Annotated in this window: 17 protein-coding genes; 8 read left to right on the top strand and 9 right to left on the bottom strand. The window is 63.1% G+C overall.

The window, feature by feature from the left end; all coding sequences use genetic code 11:
• Window positions 1-12: 12 nt before the first annotated feature.
• The 4 genes from dxs to ftsH form a co-directional block, all read right to left on the bottom strand.
• Window positions 13-1,932 carry a 1-deoxy-D-xylulose-5-phosphate synthase gene (dxs, locus tag ABDX79_RS12770; protein WP_346220676.1) on the bottom strand — a complete coding sequence of 640 codons (1,920 nt, stop codon included), beginning with the start codon at window positions 1,930-1,932 and terminating at the stop codon, window positions 13-15.
• Window positions 1,933-2,116: 184 nt separating this feature from the next.
• The gene (locus ABDX79_RS12765) at window positions 2,117-2,389 is read right to left on the bottom strand and encodes an exodeoxyribonuclease VII small subunit (protein ID WP_346220675.1); all 273 of its coding nucleotides are present in this window, start codon (window positions 2,387-2,389) and stop codon (window positions 2,117-2,119) included.
• Between the two features lie 31 nt (window positions 2,390-2,420).
• Entirely contained in the window at window positions 2,421-3,347 is a 927-nt protein-coding gene (locus ABDX79_RS12760; protein ID WP_346220674.1) for a histone deacetylase family protein, read from the bottom strand.
• A gap of 116 nt (window positions 3,348-3,463) precedes the next feature.
• The gene (gene ftsH / locus ABDX79_RS12755) at window positions 3,464-5,398 is read right to left on the bottom strand and encodes an ATP-dependent zinc metalloprotease FtsH (protein WP_346220673.1); all 1,935 of its coding nucleotides are present in this window, start codon (window positions 5,396-5,398) and stop codon (window positions 3,464-3,466) included.
• A gap of 679 nt (window positions 5,399-6,077) precedes the next feature.
• Between ftsH and tolQ the strand changes: the two genes are divergently transcribed.
• The 8 genes from tolQ to tilS all read left to right on the top strand — a co-directional run bounded on the left by tolQ (window position 6,078) and on the right by tilS (window position 13,959).
• Window positions 6,078-6,803, top strand: a complete 726-nt coding sequence (gene tolQ, locus ABDX79_RS12750; RefSeq protein WP_463671165.1) for a protein TolQ — start codon at window positions 6,078-6,080, stop codon at window positions 6,801-6,803.
• A 37-nt stretch (window positions 6,804-6,840) separates the two neighbouring features.
• The gene (gene tolR / locus ABDX79_RS12745; protein WP_346220672.1) at window positions 6,841-7,296 is read left to right on the top strand and encodes a protein TolR; all 456 of its coding nucleotides are present in this window, start codon (window positions 6,841-6,843) and stop codon (window positions 7,294-7,296) included.
• Between the two features lie 79 nt (window positions 7,297-7,375).
• The gene (locus tag ABDX79_RS12740; protein WP_346220671.1) at window positions 7,376-8,461 is read left to right on the top strand and encodes a hypothetical protein; all 1,086 of its coding nucleotides are present in this window, start codon (window positions 7,376-7,378) and stop codon (window positions 8,459-8,461) included.
• Window positions 8,462-8,579: 118 nt separating this feature from the next.
• Complete coding sequence (gene tolB, locus ABDX79_RS12735) at window positions 8,580-9,845, top strand: Tol-Pal system beta propeller repeat protein TolB (RefSeq protein ID WP_463671172.1); 1,266 nt, start codon at window positions 8,580-8,582, stop codon at window positions 9,843-9,845.
• 332 nt (window positions 9,846-10,177) lie between these two features.
• Window positions 10,178-10,717: a peptidoglycan-associated lipoprotein Pal gene (pal, locus tag ABDX79_RS12730; RefSeq protein WP_346220669.1), complete on the top strand. Its 540-nt coding sequence runs from the start codon at window positions 10,178-10,180 to the stop codon at window positions 10,715-10,717.
• 299 nt (window positions 10,718-11,016) lie between these two features.
• On the top strand, window positions 11,017-11,487 hold the full coding sequence (locus tag ABDX79_RS12725) for a hypothetical protein (RefSeq protein ID WP_346220668.1): 471 nt from the start codon (window positions 11,017-11,019) through the stop codon (window positions 11,485-11,487).
• 182 nt (window positions 11,488-11,669) lie between these two features.
• On the top strand, window positions 11,670-12,566 hold the full coding sequence (ybgF, locus tag ABDX79_RS12720; protein WP_346220667.1) for a tol-pal system protein YbgF: 897 nt from the start codon (window positions 11,670-11,672) through the stop codon (window positions 12,564-12,566).
• 13 nt (window positions 12,567-12,579) lie between these two features.
• Window positions 12,580-13,959: a tRNA lysidine(34) synthetase TilS gene (tilS, locus tag ABDX79_RS12715; protein ID WP_346220666.1), complete on the top strand. Its 1,380-nt coding sequence runs from the start codon at window positions 12,580-12,582 to the stop codon at window positions 13,957-13,959.
• Window positions 13,960-14,093: 134 nt separating this feature from the next.
• Here tilS and ABDX79_RS12710 read toward each other — a convergent pair whose 3' ends face one another.
• The 5 genes from ABDX79_RS12710 to obgE all read right to left on the bottom strand — a co-directional run bounded on the left by ABDX79_RS12710 (window position 14,094) and on the right by obgE (window position 19,144).
• A complete protein-coding gene (locus ABDX79_RS12710; RefSeq protein ID WP_346220665.1) occupies window positions 14,094-14,669 on the bottom strand; it encodes a nicotinate-nucleotide adenylyltransferase in 576 nt (191 codons plus the stop codon).
• A 77-nt stretch (window positions 14,670-14,746) separates the two neighbouring features.
• Window positions 14,747-16,015 carry a glutamate-5-semialdehyde dehydrogenase gene (locus ABDX79_RS12705; protein WP_346220761.1) on the bottom strand — a complete coding sequence of 423 codons (1,269 nt, stop codon included), beginning with the start codon at window positions 16,013-16,015 and terminating at the stop codon, window positions 14,747-14,749.
• Between the two features lie 141 nt (window positions 16,016-16,156).
• Entirely contained in the window at window positions 16,157-16,729 is a 573-nt protein-coding gene (locus ABDX79_RS12700) for an HdeD family acid-resistance protein (protein ID WP_346220664.1), read from the bottom strand.
• A gap of 250 nt (window positions 16,730-16,979) precedes the next feature.
• Window positions 16,980-18,092: a glutamate 5-kinase gene (gene proB, locus ABDX79_RS12695; protein ID WP_346220663.1), complete on the bottom strand. Its 1,113-nt coding sequence runs from the start codon at window positions 18,090-18,092 to the stop codon at window positions 16,980-16,982.
• Window positions 18,089-19,144 carry a GTPase ObgE gene (gene obgE, locus ABDX79_RS12690; protein WP_346220662.1) on the bottom strand — a complete coding sequence of 352 codons (1,056 nt, stop codon included), beginning with the start codon at window positions 19,142-19,144 and terminating at the stop codon, window positions 18,089-18,091. The genes proB and obgE overlap by 4 nt, the downstream gene beginning before the upstream one ends.
• Window positions 19,145-19,175 lie beyond the last annotated feature (31 nt).

Here is a 19,175-nt window from a genome sequence, read left to right as displayed (position 1 = left end):
GAAGTCGGCCGATTACGCGCGCTTCGCGGCCTCGCTTTCCTCGCGGCCGAGCGCGCGGAAGACCGTGGAGACGATGCCCGCCTTGTCGAGCCCGGCATCGGCATTCATCTTCGTGGGTACCCCATGATCGGCAAAGGTGTCGGGCATGACGATCGGGCGGATTTTCAGCCCAGCGTCGAGCAGTCCGGTGCTGGCGAGATGCTGGAGCACCTGCGCGGCAAAGCCCCCGCTGGAGCCCTCCTCCACCGTGATCAGAACCTCGTGGTTCTTGGCGAGCCGCTCGATCAGATCCGTGTCGAGTGGCTTTGCGAACCGCGCATCGGCAACACTCGTCGAAAGGCCGTAACCATCGAGTTCCTCGGCGGCCTCAAGCGAATCGCCAAGCCGCGTGCCGAAGGAAAGGATCGCGATCTTCGAGCCTTCCTTGATCAGACGGCCCTTGCCGATTTCCAGCACCTCGCCGCGCTCCGGCATTTCGACACCGGTGCCGTTGCCGCGCGGATAGCGGAAGGAGATCGGGCCCTCGTCATAGGCCGCAGCCGTGCGGACCATGTGCCGGAGTTCGGCTTCGTCGGCAGCACCCATCACCACGAAACCGGGAAGCGGACACAGAAAGGCCGTATCGAAGGAACCGGCATGGGTCGCGCCGTCGGCACCGACATAGCCTGCACGATCGATCGCGAAGCGCACAGGAAGATGCTGGATCGCAACGTCGTGGACCACCTGGTCGTAAGCGCGTTGCAGGAAGGTGGAATAGATCGTGGCGAAGGGCTTGTAGCCCTCCGTCGCAAGGCCGGCGCAGAAGGTGACCGCGTGCTGTTCGGCAATACCGACGTCGAAGGTGCGGGTCGGATAGAGTTCGGCGAACTTGTCGAGACCCGTTCCAGCTGGCATCGCTGCATTGACCGCAACGATCTTGTCGTCGTGCCGCGCCTCTTCGATGAGGCTCGATGCGAAGACATTGGTATAGCTCGGCGCATTCCCCTTCGACTTCGACTGGGTGCCGGTGATCACATCGAACTTCGAGACGCCATGATACTTGTCGGCGGAGTTCTCCGCCGGGTCGTAGCCCTTGCCTTTCTTCGTCACGACATGGACGAGGATCGGACCGGTTTCGGCGTCCCGCACATTCTTCAGGACTGGCACGAGCGCATCGAGATCATGCCCGTCGATGGGGCCGATGTAGTAAAAGCCCAGTTCCTCGAACAGCGTGCCGCCGGTGAAGAAGCCGCGCGTATATTCCTCGGTCTTGCGGGCGCCCTCCCGGAAGAAGTCCGGCAGGCGCTGGGTCAGGTCCCGCGCCCGGTTTCTGAGCGTGCGGTAAGTCTTCCCGGACACCAGCCGGGCAAGATAGTGGCTCATCGCACCGGTCGGAGGCGCGATCGACATGTCGTTGTCGTTAAGGATCACGATCAGCCGGGCATCCAAAGCGCCGGCATTGTTCATTGCCTCATAGGCCATGCCGGCGCTCATCGCGCCGTCGCCGATCACCGAGATGACGTTGTTCTTGCCCCCGTCGAGATCGCGCGCGACCGCCATGCCGAGGCCGGCGGAGATGGAGGTCGAGGAATGGCCGGCCCCGAACGGATCGTATTCGCTCTCCGTGCGCTTGGCGAAGCCCGAAAGACCGCCCTCCTGACGGATCGTGCGCATGCGCTCGCGGCGCTTGGTCAGGATCTTGTGCGGATAGGCCTGATGGCTGACATCCCAGATCAGCCGGTCATCGGGCGTATTGAATACGTAGTGGAGCGCGACGGTGAGCTCCACGACCCCGAGGCCGGCGCCCAGATGCCCGCCGGTCTGCGATACGGCATCGATGAGATCGGCGCGCAACTCGTCCGCGATCTGGCTGAGATCACTTTCCTTGAACCGACGCAGATCAGCGGGGGTATCGATCTGGTCGAGAAGCGGTGTGTTCAAGGTTTGGGACACTGCGCGAGAACCTCATACTGCTTTCGGCCGGCCAGGACATCTGGCTCTTTGGAACCGTTCGGTATGTAAATCGTGTTCAGGGGATTCCGATCAAGCCTTTGGCACGCTAACCCGTTGCGTCAAATCGTTTCCCGTGAATGTTGTTTGCGGCCCCTAGCCAGCGAGCAAGGGAAACCATTGTCTATTATTCCGTGTCGAGCGGCTCGGTTCCGGTCGGTTTGCCGGCCCGGTTCAACTTGATTTTTTCCACCTTGTCCTCGGCGGCCGAGAGCAACCGGTCGCAATGGTTCTTCAACTTTTCGCCACGCTCATAGATGCGGATCGAGCGATCGAGGGGCACGTCGCCCCGTTCGAGATCGCTGACGATGCGCTCCAGCGAGGCCATCGCCTGTTCGAAGCTCATGCGCTTGATATCGGAATCGTCCGCTGGAATGTCGTCGGTCTGTTCGTCGGCCATGGATTCTCTTTGTCTAACTGATGTGGCAATCTCAGCCTTCGAGCAGCCGCTTGACGTGGGCCTTCACCGAAACCGCGAGCCCCTGAAGGTCGTAGCCGCCCTCGAGCACGCTCACCAGCCGATCGTCGCAATGGGTCGCGGCCGCATCCATCATCTTGCCCGTCGCCCAGTCGAAATCGGCCTCGGTCAGCTGCAGGTTGGCGAGGGGATCGCGGAAGTGAGCATCGAAACCGGCTGAAATGATGATCAGCTCCGGTCGGAATTCGTCGATCGCAGGCAGGATGCGGGTCTCGAAGGCTTCCTTGAACTTCTCGCCCCCATCGCCAGCGGCAAGCGGGGCATTGACGATGTTGCCCTCGCCTGTCTCGGATTTCGCGCCCGTGCCCGGATAGAGCGGCATCTGGTGGGTGGAGCAATACATCACGCTCGGATCGGACCAGAAGATGTCCTGCGTGCCATTGCCGTGGTGGACGTCCCAGTCCACGATTGCGACGCGGCCAAGTCCATGAACGGCCTGCGCGTGACGGGCGGCGATGGCGGCGGTGTTGAACAGGCAGAAGCCCATGGCCGTCGCCTGCTCGGCGTGGTGGCCGGGCGGGCGGGCGGCGACGAAGGCATTCTTGCAATCCCCGGCAGCAACGCCGTCGACCGCAGCGGTCGCGGCACCAACCGCATGCATCACCGCCTTGAAGCTCTTCGGACTGATGATCGTATCGCCGTCGATCCGCGCCAGCCCCTCCTCCGGGATCGCCTTGGCGACCGCTTCGGCGTATTTGTGCGGATGGCACCGGGTAATCGATTCGAGTTCGCCTTCGGGGGCGAGCTCCCGGTCGAGCAGCTGGAAACATTCGTCTTCCAGGACCTGTTCGACGGCGACAAGCCGCTCCGGCCTCTCCGGATGACCCGGGCCGGTCAGATGTTCGACGAAAATCGGATGGTGGTAATAGCGCGTCAGCATATGATGAGACCTAGCCCGCGCAGGGGCGCTTGGCAATTTTTTGGTGCATCCACGCAAAAACGCGATGCCGAGAGCCTCGGCATCGCGCAATCACAATGGGCTGTCACCAGTCCCGATCAGGTTGGCTGGGGCGCCATGCCGCCCTCGTCGGTCTCCCCCCCATGGCTTGGACGGGACGTACCGGCTTTGGGGATCGAGGAACCACGGCTCGGCGGCGTGTCGTCACCCATGTCGCGGGTCAGGGGACGGCCGTGAAGCAGGTCGTCGACTTCCTTGCCGGACAAGGTCTCGTATTCGAGAAGCGACTTTGCCAGAAGATGCAGCTGATCGATGTTGTCGTTGAGAACCTGTCTTGCCTTGTTCTCGGCGACCTCGACGATCCCGCGGACCTCCGAATCGATCAGGCGCGCCGTGTCCTCCGACATGTTCTGCTGCTGGGCGACCGAGTGGCCGAGGAAGACCTCGTCCTGATTCTGCTTGTAGCGCAAGCGGCCCAGCTTGTCGGACATACCGTATTCCATGACCATCGCGCGGGACATGTTGGTGGCCTGCTGGATGTCGTTGGACGCACCGGTCGTCACATTTTCCTCGCCGTAGATGATCTCCTCGGCGGCACGGCCACCGAAGATCATGGCGAGACGGGCTTCCATCTCGTTCTTGCGCATGCCGTAACGGTCGCGTTCCGGCAGGTTCATGGTGACGCCGAGGGCCCTGCCGCGCGGAATGATCGTCACCTTGTGCAGGGGATCGTTGCCCGGCACGTGAATGCCGACGAGGGCGTGACCGGCTTCGTGATAGGCGGTCAGCATCTTCTCGTCTTCGGTCATCGCCATGGACCGGCGCTCGGCACCCATCATGACCTTGTCCTTGGCGTCTTCCAGTTCAAGCATCGTGACCAGCCGCTTGGAGCGACGAGCGGCCATGAGCGCGGCCTCGTTGACAAGGTTGGCGAGATCGGCACCCGAAAAGCCCGGCGTACCGCGCGCGATGGTTTTCAGATCGACGTTCGGCGCAAGCGGGGTGTTGCGGGTGTGGACCTTCAGGATCTTCTCGCGGCCGGTTACGTCCGGGTTCGGCACGACGACCTGACGGTCGAAGCGGCCGGGACGCAAGAGCGCCGGATCGAGAACGTCCGGGCGGTTGGTCGCGGCGATGAGGATGATGCCCTCGTTTGCCTCGAAGCCGTCCATCTCCACGAGGAGCTGGTTGAGGGTCTGCTCGCGTTCGTCATTGCCGCCGCCGAGACCGGCGCCACGATGACGACCGACGGCGTCGATCTCGTCGATGAAGATAATGCAGGGCGCGTTCTTCTTGGCCTGCTCGAACATGTCGCGAACGCGGCTCGCGCCGACACCGACGAACATTTCGACGAAGTCCGAACCGGAGATGGTGAAGAACGGCACGCCCGCTTCACCGGCGACAGCACGCGCGGTCAGCGTTTTACCCGTACCCGGAGGGCCCACGAGAAGGACACCGCGGGGAATCTTGCCGCCAAGGCGCTGGAACTTCTGGGGTTCACGCAGGAATTCGACGATCTCCTCGAGATCCTGCTTGGCTTCGTCGACACCGGCCACATCGGCGAAGGTCACACGGCCATGCGCCTCGGTCAGGAGCTTGGCCTTGGACTTTCCGAAGCCCATCGCCTTGCCGCCGGCGCCGCCCTGCATCTGGCGCATCAGGAAGATCCAGACCGCGAGAATGAGGAGGATCGGACCGAACGAGAGCAGCATCGACCAGATTGGATTCGTGTCGTCGCCGGGAGGCGCCGCCGTAATCCGCACCTGGCTGTTTTCCAGCCGCTGAACCAGATTGGCGTCGTCCGGCGCATAGGTCTGGAAGCCCTTGCTGCCATCCGTGAAGGTTCCGGTAATCTTCTGGCCCTGAATGGTGACCGCGGAGACGCGCTGCGAATCCACATCCGACAGGAACTGCGAATACGGAATTTCTCGTGAATTGGCGTTCTGCGAGCCGTTTGAAAACAGCTGGAACAGCGCAATCAGCAAGAGGGCAATGATCGCCCAGAGCGCGAAGTTACGGAAGTTCTGGTTCATCAGTCGTCCTGGCCTGGCGGCGCGAGAACCGCCCGCGCAACGTCATCGGAGTTAAGTATTCCCCGTCCTCTTGCCAATGGCAAGCGGCGGTTTTGCGGCGAAATGGCCGATTCAAAGCCTCTCGCCGGATCTGGCCATGGCATAACACGAAGGTTGCGCGCGTCACGCGGAATTCAACAACGCGGTTACCGAGCATTCCATCGCGGAATTGAGCGCGTCGGTTCAATTTGTCAGCCGCTTCGTTCACAGAAGACAATGCGGACCCAGATGCACGGTCCACCAGCATGCAAGACCGGCGTTTCCGGCACGGTTTTCACCTGCCCGAACGGATGGCCGGAATGTGCAGCGCGGCAGATACCCGGCGCGCTAACCGGACGTTAACCATAACCCTTTCATAATCCCACACGGACCGGACCTCCGGTCGCTCGCCATTCTTTGACCGAATTCATTTCGATAAGGGAACGGCAAGGGTGGATGAACGGCATTTGAGACAAACGGCAGGTTTCGCGCCGGTTCTTGAAAGTTCGAACCGATCGAAACCGTTCACTGGTCAACGGAGGGCTCGGGCCGGAGGGGCACGAGCGAACCCGGAAGCGGCGAACGGCTCGCCAAGGCACCATCGAGGCCCGGCATCCGCGATCCGCGAAGACCTGCCGCCGGCAAGGGATAATTGGGGACAATGGGCGACAATATCGTCACCGAAGGCTTGAGCCATGCGGCCGGGGTCTCGATGTGGGACCTCTTCTGGCAGGCCGGCCTTATCGTCAAACTCGTCATGATCGGGCTCATCGTCGCCTCGGTCTGGACCTGGGCAATCATCGTCGACAAGACGATGCGCTACGCCGCCATGCGCCGGCAGCTCAACAATTTCGAAAACCAGTTCTGGTCCGGCCGCTCGCTGGAAGAACTCTACCAGACGCTGGCGGACCGCAAGCCTTCCGGCATGGGGGCCGTCTTCGTCGCCGCCATGCGCGAGTGGAAAAAGAGCTTCGAAAAGGGCGCGCGCTCGCCTGTCGGTCTGCAGCAGCGCATCGAGAAGGCCATGGACGTGACGTTGGCCCGCGAAATGGATCAACTGGAATCCCGTCTCGGCTTTCTTGCCACCATCGGGTCGGCTGCGCCTTTCGTCGGCCTCTTCGGCACGGTCATCGGCATCATGACCTCGTTTCAGGCGATTGCCGGCTCCCAGCAGACCTCGCTTGCCGTCGTCGCACCGGGTATCGCCGAGGCTCTCCTTGCCACCGCGATCGGCCTCGTCGCCGCGATCCCGGCCGTGATCGCCTACAACAAGCTCACCGCGGACGCCGGCAAGCTGGGCATGCGGATGGAGTCCTTTGCCGACGAGTTCTCCTCGATCCTGTCGCGACAGATCGACGAGCGTCAGAGCGTTCGCACCGCAGCCTAACCTTCAAGAAAATCCCGGCTTCGAGAGGCAAGCGATCATGGGCATGTCGACAGGAACATCGGGCGGGGCCAGCTCGCGCCGTCGTGGGCGCGGCTCGCGCCGCCGCGCGCCGATGAGCGAGATCAACGTGACGCCGATGGTCGACGTCATGCTGGTGCTTCTGATCATCTTCATGGTTGCGGCCCCGATGCTGACCGTCGGCGTGCCCATCAAGCTGCCGGAGACGCAGGCAAAAGCGATCAACTCGGAAACCCAGCCGATCACCATTTCCGTGAACCAGGGCGGGACCGTCTTCCTCAACGACACCGAGATTCCGGTCGAGGAAGTCGTCGACAAGCTGCAGGCGATCGCTCAGGCCGGCTACGAGGAACGCATCTTCGTGCGCGGCGACCAGTCCGCCGACTACGGCACGGTGATGAAGGTCATGGCGCGGATTTCCGCCGCAGGCTTCCGCAATATCGGTCTCGTGACCGATCAAGAGAGAAACACTTGAGGATCATGGCGATGCGCGGCTCCGGCCGCGGAAGGCGAGTTTTGACGCGCGCCATGGACGCCAATACGAAGAAGGACCGATGAAGACCGGGCTCACAGTATCCGCAATCGTGCATGGGGTCGTGCTGACCTGGGGCCTCTGGGCCCTGTCGGCACCCGAACCCATGCCGATTTCGGACGACAGCCTGCCGGTGGACATCATATCGGTCGAAGAATTCTCCGAAATGGTCCAGGGTGCGGAAGACGCCCCGATGGCCGAGGTAAGCGCGCCGGAGCCCACGGAGGATACCTCCAACCCTGTGCCGGACGCAGAGAATGCCGGCCAGAACACGGTCGATCTCGAAGCGCCGCCCGCGCCGCGCGCAGCACCCCGCGAAACCATTCAGACGGCGGCGGCCGAGGCTCAGCCGGAACCCGCCCTGCCCGATCCGATCCCGGAGCCCGAGGTCGCCCCGGAGCCTGCCCCCGCGCCGGAGCCAGAGCCGGAGCCGGAGCCGCAGGCAACTGCGAGCGAACCGGAAGCGCCGGCTCCCGACCCCGTGACCGAGGCGATCGAACAGGCGGCTCAGGAACCGGATCCGGTGCCGGCACCGCCTCAGAACATACCTCTGCCGAAGAACAAACCCGAACGCCCCAAGCCGGTTCAGGTGGCGGAAGCCAAGCCGGAGCCGCCGAAGCGGCCTGAGCCCAAGGAAACACCGGAGCCGAAAAAGCCGACCGAGACGCAATCTGATGAAAAGGCCTTCGACGCAGACCAGATCGCCGCGCTCCTCAACAAGGAGAAGTCGGCCGGCGGCGGCGCAAAGCGCGAGCAGCGGACTGCCGCGCTCGGCGGACGCCAGACGACCGGATCATCGCTGAGCACCAGCGAGGTCGACGCGCTTCGCCGGGCGACGAAGGACTGCTGGTACGAACCCTCGGGCTCGTTCGGAGCGGATGGCATCGTCATCGAGGTCTCGTTCGAACTGGAGCGGGACGGGACGCTGCAATCCCTCCCCCGCGCAACTGCCTCGGGTGGCGATCCTGCAACACGTCGCGCTTATGAAGACAGCGCCGTCCGCGCCGTTCGCATTTGCGCCCAAACGGGACGCTACCAGCTTTCTGCCGACAATTATGACGCCTGGTCGGAACTGACCTTCAATTTCCGACCCGGCGACAGCTACTGACGAAGCGGCGCGACAGGCGCCGAGTACCACAACCTTATTTTTTAGGGACAGGACGACAATGGACTTCTCCCGGACGAGCATCATGCGGTTTCTTTCCGCGACGCTGGTCGCCCTCGGCATGGCATGCTTCCTGACAGTCGGGACCGCCCAGGCGCGGGTGACGATCGATATTTCCGGCGGTAATGTCGAGCCGCTGCCGATCGCGATCACAGATTTTCAATCGCAGGACGGTCTTGGCGCGCAGATTTCCAGCGTCATCGAGGCCGATCTGAAGCGCTCAGGCCTCTTCGCCCCGATCAACAAGACCGCCTTCATCCAGACGGACCTGACGCCAGACGCCTCGCCGAACTTTCAGGACTGGACCGTGATCAACGCCCAGGCGCTTGTCGTCGGCCGGGTGGCGCGTGAAGCCGATGGACGCCTCCGTGTCGAGTTCCGGTTGTGGGACACCTTCGCCGGCCAGCAGATGGACGGCCAGCAGTTCTACGCCGATCCGAACGACTGGCGCCGCATCGCCCACATCATCGCCGATGCGATCTACAAGCAGATCACCGGCGAGAACGGCTATTTCGACAGCCGTGTGGTGTTCGTTTCGGAAAGCGGCGACAAGGCGAACCGCGTCAAGCGCCTCGCCATAATGGATCAGGACGGCGCGAACCTTCGCTACCTGACCGAAGGCCAGGACCTCGTCCTCACGCCGCGTTTCTCGCCGAACCGGCAGGAAATCACCTACATGTCCTTCGGCAACGGTGAGCCGCGCGTCTATCTTCTTCAACTGGAGACGGGCCAGCGGGAAATCGTCGGCAACTTTCCGGGCATGACCTTCTCGCCCCGCTTCTCGCCGGACGGCCAGAAGGTGGTGATGAGCCTGCAGCAGGACGGTAACGCCAACATCTATGCCATGGACCTGCGCTCGAGAGCGACCCAGCGTCTGACGAATACGGCGGCGATCGACACCTCGCCCTCCTATTCGCCCGATGGCGGCAAAATCGTCTTCGAAAGCGACCGTGGCGGACGCCAGCAGCTCTACACGATGAACGCCGACGGCTCGAACCAGCAGCGCATCTCCTTCGGTGACGGTTCCTATTCGACGCCCGTCTGGTCGCCGCGCGGCGATCTCATCGCCTTCACCAAGCAGTCGGGTGGCCAGTTCCAGATCGGCGTGATGCGGCCTGATGGGTCGGGCGAGCGCATTTTGACGAGCGGCTTCCACAACGAGGGGCCGACCTGGGCGCCGAACGGCCGGGTGCTGATGTTCTTCCGCGACCAGAGAGGCGGCGCTGGACCACAGCTTTGGTCGATCGACCTGTCGGGACGCAACGAGCAGAAAGTACCCACGAACGGGTTCGCATCCGATCCGGCATGGTCGCCGGTCCTCGGCTGATCGCGCGATCGTGATGAGAAGAGAATACGGCCGGCGCTGAGAGACGCCGGCAGCTCTTCATGCTTCCTGGAGCTTGCAGGTTCGCGCAAGCTTCGGCGGACTAAACTCTTGGCTGTTGCCGGGACGCATCGCGAATCGCTAGCCGGTGTCGCCTTTCACAAGGCTTCGAAGCACCGTCGGCGAGACAACAAGAGCCAATTCCATCAATGGCTTGAATGCCATTAACCATGAGGCAAAAGCAGGCCACGTTCCGATCCGTCTTAAGGCGGCGTTAAGTGAAAACGCGGTAAGCCTTCGGTAAAGAGAAACGTCAGCGTTTGAAGGAGTTGGCCATGAGCCTCTCGCGCATTCTGAAGAGTCGCCTTGCCATCCTCGCCCTCGCCGGGCTGATGGTTGCGGGCTGCGCCAACAAGCAGGACGCCCTGCCGGACAACGCCGCCGGGCTCGGCCTTTCCGGCGCGGGCATGAATGGCATGAACGGCGCCAATGGCGGAGCGGGCGCGCCCGGATCGCAGCAGCAGTTCACGGTCAGCGTCGGCGACCGCATCTTCTTCGAGACCGATTCTTCGGCGATTACGGCCGACGCCCAGCAGACGCTTCAGCGTCAGGCCCAGTGGCTGAACCAGTATCCGCAATACCAGATCACCGTCGAAGGCCATTCCGACGAGCGTGGCACCCGTGAATACAACCTCGCCCTCGGCGCCCGCCGCGCCGCCGCGGCCCGCGACTATCTCGCCCAGCTCGGCGTGAATTCAAGCCGTATGCGCACCATCTCCTACGGCAAGGAACGCCCGGTCGCCGTCTGCGACAACATCTCCTGCTGGTCCCAGAACCGCCGTGCGGTCACGGTCCTCTCAGGCGCCGGCAGCTGACGCAACCTCTTCGGCACACTGCAAGATTTTCACCGGGCGCCTTCTTGAAGAAGGCGCCCGTTTCGTTTGGAGTTTAGCACACGATCGTTTTGATTACCCTGTTCTTGCTGCCCGTTCGAGACTGATAGATCGCCGGAAATCGAACAAGGATTGCAATCTGCAATCGTTTCATCGACTTTGCGGGCGATCACTCTCTGTTGTGGGGAAGACGAATGAAGCGGCTGATTTTCATTGTGGCGGGGCTTCTTTTTTGTGTCTTGCCCGCGCGAGCCCAACACGACCTGTTCGACATCAGGGGCATGACGTCCGCCGAGCTCGAACGCATTCTTCCGGGCTTGCATCCGTCCAGCTACTTCTTCCTCGCAAACGAAAAGTTCGAAGCCGGCGAAAGAAACGAAGCGGTTCGATGGCTTTATGTCGGCCAGATCCGATACCGCTATCATCTGGCGGCCAATCCCGACCTGCCGCCAAGCGGCGATCCGGCCTTTCTCGCATCAATGATGGAGGTCGTGGCGAGACCGATCAACGAGTGGGCGGGCGGTAATGTCGAAACCTGGATCGCCGAAATTCAGGCGGCGCTCGAATGGGATGCGGAAACGCCGAACTATTTCACGCCCAAAGACGTCTTCTCGAACGAACTTGAAACCGTGCGGACTGGTCTTCAAGACCTTATCACGTGGATCGACGAGCAACGGGACCAGATTCCAGTCTTACGCTCCCAAAATGGACTGGAGAACGAAGATCGTCGAAGGACGCCAGAGCCTCGCTAGCGCAGGCGGGCTTTCGCACATGATCGCCCCAGCCGATCATTTTGAATTAAAAGCGTGAACCTGACCGCCGGAACTTGGCTCCATTCTCGCTTTCCGTGCTAGAGAAGCCCAAACCCGGTTCGGGATGTCGCGGAAACCGCCTCGCCCAACCTATTCTTGTCGCAGCATCGAGGAGTTCATCCATGTTTCGCCGTCCGAGCCTCTTTGCGGTTCTCGCTTCGGCAGCGTTTTTGACCGGGCCCGTCACGGCATCAGCTTTCGTGGCTCCCGTCGCGCCCGAAGCCGTTGAACGATCGCAGACCGACGACACGCCCGTGATCCTGGCCCAATCCAGCGATGTCCTGTCACGGATCCAGCGTCTGGAAGACGAGGTGCGCCGGTTGAACGGTCGCGTCGAGGAGCTCTCCTTCCAGCTGCTTCAGGCCCAGGAAGACATGCGCCGCGCCCAGGAGAACAACGAGTTCCGCTTCCAGGATCTCGAACAGGGCGCAGGCTCCGCCGGCTCCGGCGACGGCCTCCCCGATCAGCGGGGCGATCTCGGGACCGATTCCGGTACAGGCGCGGCTGACGCGTCCGGCTCGGCAGGTGGACTGCCCAATTCGGATATCGCCGGGGTCATCGAGAATTCCGGCGGCTCGGGAAACGGTGGCGGCACATCTGCTGCGGCGTCGAACCAGCCGGTCGCCGCACCTTCGGGTGATGCAGGGACGGTCTACAATCAGGCCTACGACCAGCTTCTCGCCGGCGATTATGCCAGTGCCGAAAAGTCGTTCCGCCAATATGTCCAGACCTATCCCGATGCGCCGGATGCCGCCGACGCGCAATACTGGCTGGGCGAGAGCCTTTACCAGCAGCAGCTCTACGCCGATGCGGCGGAGGTTTTCCTGAACGCCCAGAAGGAAAATCCGGAGGCCGACAAGGCGCCGGACATGATGCTGAAGCTCGGCATGTCGCTTTCCGCCCTCGGCAATCAGGAAACCGCCTGCATCACCTATCGCGAAGTCGCGTCCCGCTATCCGCAGATGAGCGATGCCGTGCGCCGCAAGCTCGGCGAAGAACAGAAAAGCGCGAAGTGCTGACCGTCTTCGGGTCTTGAAGCTCTTTCATCCCGAAGCGCCGCCAAGCACAAACGCCCTGTCGGCGGCCGATCTGGAAGCCTGGTTTCGGTCTCAGTGTAAAGTGGAAGGGGCGGGCGACTGCCCTCAGCGACTTCTGATTGCCGTTTCGGGCGGGGCGGACTCCCTGGCGCTGCTTCTTCTGGCAAGCGGACTTCCGAAATCGCGGTTCGATGTGAGCGCCGCGACGGTTGATCACGGTCTCAGGCCCGAAGCTCCGGACGAAGCGGCCTATGTCAAAGAGATTTGCGCTCTGCTCGGCGTGCCTCACGAAACCCTCGTCTGGCAGGGCTGGAATGGCACCGGCAATCTGCAGGCTTCCGCTCGCGCAGCACGCTATCGGTTGCTGGCAGATGAGGCATACCGGCTCGGCGCGAGGATCGTTCTAACCGCCCATCATCGTACCGACCAGATCGAAACCGTGCTTCACGCCCTGGACCGGGGCGACAGGCCGCATCGTCGCGCCGGCATGCGCCCGATCCGCGATTACGAGCCCGGCCTGAAGCTCGCTCGCCCCCTTCTCGATGAACGGCCGGAACGGCTTCGCAAGACTCTCTTCGATGCCGGGATTGCGGCGGTGGACGATCCATCGAATTCCGACCCTCGATTTGCCCGCGTTCGCCATCGTCAGAACATCGCGGCGATGACAGCGCCGGAGATCGAGACCATCTTGGCCGTCCAGCGCGAGGCGGCGCATCACCGAAACGGGAGCGAGCGGAAGCAGGCCGATCTGATGACGGCGATGCTGAAGGAGGGCCAGCTCGACTTCGACGCGGAAACAGGCAGCGTAGCCCTGGCTTACGCCGGGTTTCGAGCGCTGTCCGACGATCTTGCGGCGGATCTGATCGCGCGAATTCTTCGCGCCGTCGGTGGCAGCGCGCGCCCGGCTGGCCGTGCGGCGATCACGCGGTTGCTCGAGCCCCTGAAGAACGGGCATGACGCGAGGACCGCCACCCTCGGTGGGGTCGATATCCGTTCAGGCGCTGGCGCGATCCTCTTTCAGCGCGAATACGGACGAGCTGGTCCACCGAATATTGCTGTGCCCTGGTGCCTCCCCCGTCTCGTCTTCGACGAGCGCTTCGATATCGAGCTGTCGGCCGAGGACCGGCGTCTCGCCGAGGCGCGCAACGCCGCACTCGCGCCCTATGGCGCGACCGGCCGGGGCAATGCCCGGCATCGCACGATGCCTGCGCTTATTGCTACGGATGGCACCGTTCTGGTGGCAACCGCCGAACTTGCAAAGCGCGAGCGCTATCGCGGGATTAATGCGCAGCCGTTCGGGCGTCTTCGCTGCCGCGTCCGCTGGCGATGCCTCGCCGATCTGCCGATCAAGCCGGCTGAAAACGGCACGCGATAAAGGTCTGATACCATTTCCGGCTGATTAGGCCGGGGATGGTATCGCAGCCCGCGCGGCGTTTGAGTGTTCTTCAAATCCGTTATCGCGAAGCGATCGAACGGATTTCGTATGACGTGCAGAAATCAGGCAGGGCTTCAGCGCCGGCCGCGAAGCATTGTGGACGATACCGCCGTTCGCGCCCCATGCAGAAAGGTCCAGGCCGGGGCCCTGCGAAAGGCCAGCGTAGCGGCCTCATGTTCGGGAATGCGGAAGCGTGCGTAGCGGATCGCGAATTTCGACGAGAGCGTCGAGAGCGTGTCCCCCGGCCGGTCGATGACGGCGATGGGAACCGTCTCGGCGATTGTCTGCCAATCCTGCCAGCGGTGGAAGCTCGTCAGGCTGTCGGCGCCCATGATCCAGACGAAGTTGACATGCGGCGCGCGCTCTTTCGCGATACGGATCGTGTCGGCCGTGTAGCGAACCTGATAGGCGGCCTCGAAGGCCGTTGCCCTGTGGCGGGGGCCCGTCGCAAGATCGCGAACGGCGTCGAGGCGGTTGGCGAGCGGTTCGAGGTTTCCGTGATCCTTCAGGGGATTGCCCGGCGTGACCAGCCACCAGACGGCATCGAGCGCAAGACGCTTGATGGCCCGTTCAGCCACCAGAAGATGGCCCGCGTGCGGCGGGTTGAACGAGCCGCCGTATAGACCGATCGCCTGCCCGCGCCCGGCCACCGGAATCGTCAGGTCGCGTCCCGTCAGGTTGCCATTGCCTGCCGATGGATCACGGGTGGAAAGGCCTGCGATAGCGCTCAGAGCCTCGTCTGCCCGGAGCCGCGAACGCGGTAGTTGAAGCTGGTCAGCTGTTCGAGGCCGACAGGCCCGCGCGCATGCATCTTCCCGGTCGCAATGCCGATCTCGGCGCCCATGCCGAACTCGCCGCCATCGGCGAACTGCGTCGAAGCGTTGTGCAGGAGAATCGCGGAATCGATGCCGTTCATGAAGGCCTCGACCGCCGCTGCGTCTTCGGCGATGATCGCCTCGGTGTGGTGGGAAGAATGGGCCTCGATGAACTCGACCGCATCCTCAACGCCGTCCACCAGAGCGACGGAGATGATCGAGTCGAGATACTCGGTCGCAAAATCCTCCTCGGTGGCGATGTTCGCACCCTCATAGATCGCGCAGACCTCGTCGGTGCCGCGGATCTCACAGCCCTTATCGGCCAGCGCCTGAAGCACCGGCGCAAGCAGCGTGTCCTTCGCCTTGCGATCGACGAGCAATGTCTCGGCTGCCCCGCAAATGCCGGTGCGCCGCAGCTTGGAGTTCACCACGATATCCACCGCCATGTCGCGTTGCGCCGAACCGTCCACATAGATGTGGCAGAGGCCTTCGAGATGGGCAAAGACCGGCACACGCGCCTCCGACTGGACGCGGGCGACGAGGCTTTTCCCGCCGCGCGGCACGATCACGTCGAGATTGCCGGAAAGGCCGGCCAACATTTCACCGACAGCCGCGCGATCGGTCGAGGGCACGATCTGGATGGCGTGTTCAGGCAGGCCCGCCTCGATAAGACCGGTGCGGAGCGCGGAATGGATCGCAGCGGAGGAATTCGCCGAGTCCGAACCGCCGCGCAGTATGACGGCGTTGCCGGACTTGAGGCAGAGCGCGCCGGCATCGGCGGTCACATTGGGCCGGCTCTCGTAGATCACGCCCACGACGCCGAGCGGCGTGCGCACGCGGCTGATCTCAAGGCCGTTGGGCCGCGTCCAGGAGGCGATGACGTCGCCCACCGGATCGGGGAGTTCTGCGATCGAGCGCAGGCCCTCGGACATCGCGATCACCCGCGCCGCATTCAGCGTCAGGCGATCGATGAAGGACGCCGGCGAGCCCCTTTCCTGGGCACGGGCGACATCGATCTCGTTCTCCGCGAGAATGGTCCCGAGAGAGGCGACCAGCGCATCGGCCATCCGCTTGAGCGCGATGTTCTTCTGCTCCGTCGAAGCGGTCGCGAGGACGCGGGCGGCGGCGCGGGCGCTGACGCCAATGCCGTGCATCAGCTCCGGGATCGAGGCGTCCGCCATACCTGCGTCCTGCCGTTCGATGTCGCTGCCGTGGAGCGTGTCCATGATGATGTCCTTCGTAGTCTTCGCCGGATCGAAAACGAACCCTTGGTTTAAGACCGCTCGCCCTTCGCTTCAAGGACGGAAGGCGTAGACCGGCGTTCAGGTGCGCGTGCGGGTGGACAGGCTCATGGCGATGGAGGCGATGCCCGAAAGCAGCAGTTCCGCCGCCAGAAAGAGCCCGAGAAGCGCGATGTCGCCTTCGGCCGCGTAAACCAACGCCCCGAGACCAAGGACGACGGACATGGCGCCAGCCACCGCAAGCCATCCCCAACCCTGGCGATCACGCATCTTGAAGGCGATCCACAGCCGGATGCCGCCGAAAGTGAGAAAGAAGAAGCCGATCAGGAGCGTCAGCGAGATGGCGCCGCCCAGAGGATCGAGAAACAGGGTCACACCGAAGAGACAGAGCATGACACCGAAGACGCCGGTCAGGACGCGGCTCGCGGTGCCGTGAATATCGCGCACCGCGAAAAAGATCTGCATCAGACCGATCGCAAAGAAGAAGAAGGACGCCATCAGGGTCACAGCGAAGGATGCGGCGAACGGATTGAGCACGGCCGCGATACCGCCGATCACCATGACGATACCGTAGGCGAGCTGCCAGCCCCAACCGATATTCGGAACCCGTGGGCCGCCGACCGGCTCTCTGGACACTGTCTGATGATCGGCCATGACACACTCCGCTTCGTACACACTGTGACTCCGGGTCAAGGCGAGTCCGATGGTCGAGGTTCCCGGTCGAGTCAATGGTGGCGCGTTAAATTCCGTCCACGAAAAAAGCACCGCGAATGGCACGGCTCATACGCTTATCCGCCCTGCCATACCAAATCCGTTCGATCGCTTCGCGATAACGGATTTGAAGAACGCTCAAACGCTGCGCGCGCTGCGATACCATCCCCGGCTTAATCAGCCGGAAATGATATCAGTTCACCACCATATCGTCGCGGTGAATGACCACACCACGACCCTCATAGCCGAGCACATCCTCGATGGCGTCGGAACGAAGTCCGGCGATCTGGCGCGCTTCGTCCGCATCATAGGCTATGAGGCCGCAGGCGATCTCCCTTGCCTCCTCGTCGCGGACCGCGACCGCGTCGCCGCGCCGGAAGGTGCCGGTCACGGCGCGAATGCCCGCAGGCAGAAGGCTCTTGCCGGCCCGAAGCGCCTTCACCGCGCCGGAATCGACCGTGATCGCGCCGCTGGTCGACAGATGGCCGGCGATCCAGCGCTTGCGCGCCGTCTGCGGCGTTTCGCTCGCCTTGAAGAGCGTCAGCCGCTCACCGGCCTCGATGGCGCTCAGCGGGTAGAGCCGGTTGCCGAGGGTGATGATCATCTCTGTTCCCGACGCCGTTGCGATGCGCGCCGCATCGACCTTCGTCTTCATGCCGCCGCGCGAGAGCTCGGAGCCCGCCGCACCTGCCATGGCGTCGATCTCCGGCGTCACCTTTTCGACGAGAGGAATGTGGGTTGCCGAGGGATCGAGCGCAGGCGGAGCCGTATAGAGCCCGTCGACATCGGAGAGAAGAATCAGAAGGTCGGCATCCATCATGGTCGCGACACGCGCCGCCAGACGGTCGTTGTCCCCGTAGCGGATCTCGGAGGTCGCGACGGTATCATTCTCGTTGATCACCGGGATTGCCCTCATGGACAGCAGCGTTCCGATCGTCGCGCGCGCATTGAGGTAGGAGCGCCGGCTCTCGGTGTCGTTGAGCGTGAGAAGGATCTGCCCCGCCTCGTATTGGTGGCGGCTCAGCATCTCCGAATAGGTCCGCGACAGCGCGATCTGGCCGACGGCGGCCGCCGCCTGACTCTGTTCGAGCTTCAGGGGGCCCGGCGCGATCTTCAAGAGTGTGCGCCCCATGGCGATGGCGCCGGAGGAAACGATGAGGATCTCATGGCCGCGCGCTGCAAGGCGGGCGATGTCCTCGCACAGGGATTCCAGCCAGACGCGGCGAAGCCCACGCCCGCGATCGACCAGCAGGGCAGAGCCGATCTTGATGGTGATCCGCTTATACTTCGAAAGCGGAAAACTCATGAATTGTGATCACCATAGGCGGCATCAGGCCGCCATTCGCCGGGCTCTTCGGCGGGGGCCTCGCGGCCGGCGGCAATCTCGGCTGCGAGCCGCCTCAAGGTCTCGGTCAGCCCTTCACGGCTGACGGCGGAAAGCTCAAGTGCCGTCTTGCCGGAGGCTTCTTTCAAGGCGGCGAGCTTCTCGGCGCGCGCGTCTTCGTCGAGGGTGTCGACCTGACTGAGGCAAAGCACTTCGGGCTTGTCGATCAGGCCATGGCCGTAGGCTTCCAGTTCGCCGCGCACAGTGCGGTAGGCAAGAGCGACATCCTCCTCGTTGCCTGAGACGAGATGCAGAAGCACGCTGGTGCGCTCGACATGGCCAAGGAACCGGTCGCCGATTCCGACGCCCCGATGGGCGCCCTCAATGAGGCCCGGAATATCGGCGATAACGAATTCGGTCGCATCGATCTTCGCGACGCCAAGGCCGGGATGGAGCGTCGTGAAGGGGTAGTCGGCAATCTTCGGCCGCGCGCGAGTCACCGTCGAGAGAAAGGTCGACTTGCCGGCATTGGGCAGGCCCACGAGGCCAGCATCGGCGATAAGCTTCAGCCGCAGCCAGATCGTCAGTTCCTGACCGGGCTGGCCGGGATTGGCATGACGCGGCGCCTGATTGACGGAAGACTTGAAACGGTCATTGCCGAAGCCGCCATTGCCGCCGGCGGCGATCTTCTTTTTCTCGCCCACCATCTGCAGATCGCAGATCAGCGTCTCATTGTCCTCGGCGAAGACCTGGGTGCCGGCGGGCACTTTCAAGGTGATGTCGGAGCCGTTGCGGCCGTGCCGGTTCCGGCCCATGCCGTGGACGCCCGTCTCAGCCTTGAAATGCTGCTGATAGCGATAATCGATGAGCGTATTGAGACCGTCGACAGCCTCCACCCAGACATCGCCGCCACGGCCGCCGTCACCACCGTCCGGTCCGCCGAATTCGACATGGGCTTCACGCCGGAACGAGACGGACCCCGCCCCGCCGTCGCCCGAGCGAACGTAGACTTTGGCCTGGTCGAGAAATTTCATGGCGGAACTTCAGTCCTTCGCTGTGGTGGTC

Source organism: Fulvimarina fulva, assembly GCF_039652615.1.
GTDB lineage: Bacteria > Pseudomonadota > Alphaproteobacteria > Rhizobiales > Rhizobiaceae > Fulvimarina.
The sequence above is the reverse complement of the archived record's forward strand: the minus strand, read 5'-3'. Positions and strand labels throughout refer to the sequence as shown.

What these genes read in the sequence shown, in the direction of transcription:
- ybgF (WP_346220667.1), top strand. Translation starts at nt 11,670, where the DNA reads ATGTTTCGCCGTCCGAGCCTCTTTGCGGTTCTCGCTTCGGCAGCGTTT.
- tolQ (WP_463671165.1), top strand. Translation starts at nt 6,078, where the DNA reads ATGGGCGACAATATCGTCACCGAAGGCTTGAGCCATGCGGCCGGGGTC.
- proB (WP_346220663.1), bottom strand. Translation starts at nt 18,092, where the DNA reads ATGAGTTTTCCGCTTTCGAAGTATAAGCGGATCACCATCAAGATCGGC.
- tolB (WP_463671172.1), top strand. Translation starts at nt 8,580, where the DNA reads ATGGCATGCTTCCTGACAGTCGGGACCGCCCAGGCGCGGGTGACGATC.
- tolR (WP_346220672.1), top strand. Translation starts at nt 6,841, where the DNA reads ATGGGCATGTCGACAGGAACATCGGGCGGGGCCAGCTCGCGCCGTCGT.
- ABDX79_RS12740 (WP_346220671.1), top strand. Translation starts at nt 7,376, where the DNA reads ATGAAGACCGGGCTCACAGTATCCGCAATCGTGCATGGGGTCGTGCTG.
- ABDX79_RS12765 (WP_346220675.1), bottom strand. Translation starts at nt 2,389, where the DNA reads ATGGCCGACGAACAGACCGACGACATTCCAGCGGACGATTCCGATATC.
- ftsH (WP_346220673.1), bottom strand. Translation starts at nt 5,398, where the DNA reads ATGAACCAGAACTTCCGTAACTTCGCGCTCTGGGCGATCATTGCCCTC.
- obgE (WP_346220662.1), bottom strand. Translation starts at nt 19,144, where the DNA reads ATGAAATTTCTCGACCAGGCCAAAGTCTACGTTCGCTCGGGCGACGGC.
- ABDX79_RS12700 (WP_346220664.1), bottom strand. Translation starts at nt 16,729, where the DNA reads ATGGCCGATCATCAGACAGTGTCCAGAGAGCCGGTCGGCGGCCCACGG.
- ABDX79_RS12705 (WP_346220761.1), bottom strand. Translation starts at nt 16,015, where the DNA reads ATGGCGGACGCCTCGATCCCGGAGCTGATGCACGGCATTGGCGTCAGC.
- ABDX79_RS12760 (WP_346220674.1), bottom strand. Translation starts at nt 3,347, where the DNA reads ATGCTGACGCGCTATTACCACCATCCGATTTTCGTCGAACATCTGACC.
- pal (WP_346220669.1), top strand. Translation starts at nt 10,178, where the DNA reads ATGAGCCTCTCGCGCATTCTGAAGAGTCGCCTTGCCATCCTCGCCCTC.
- ABDX79_RS12725 (WP_346220668.1), top strand. Translation starts at nt 11,017, where the DNA reads ATGACGTCCGCCGAGCTCGAACGCATTCTTCCGGGCTTGCATCCGTCC.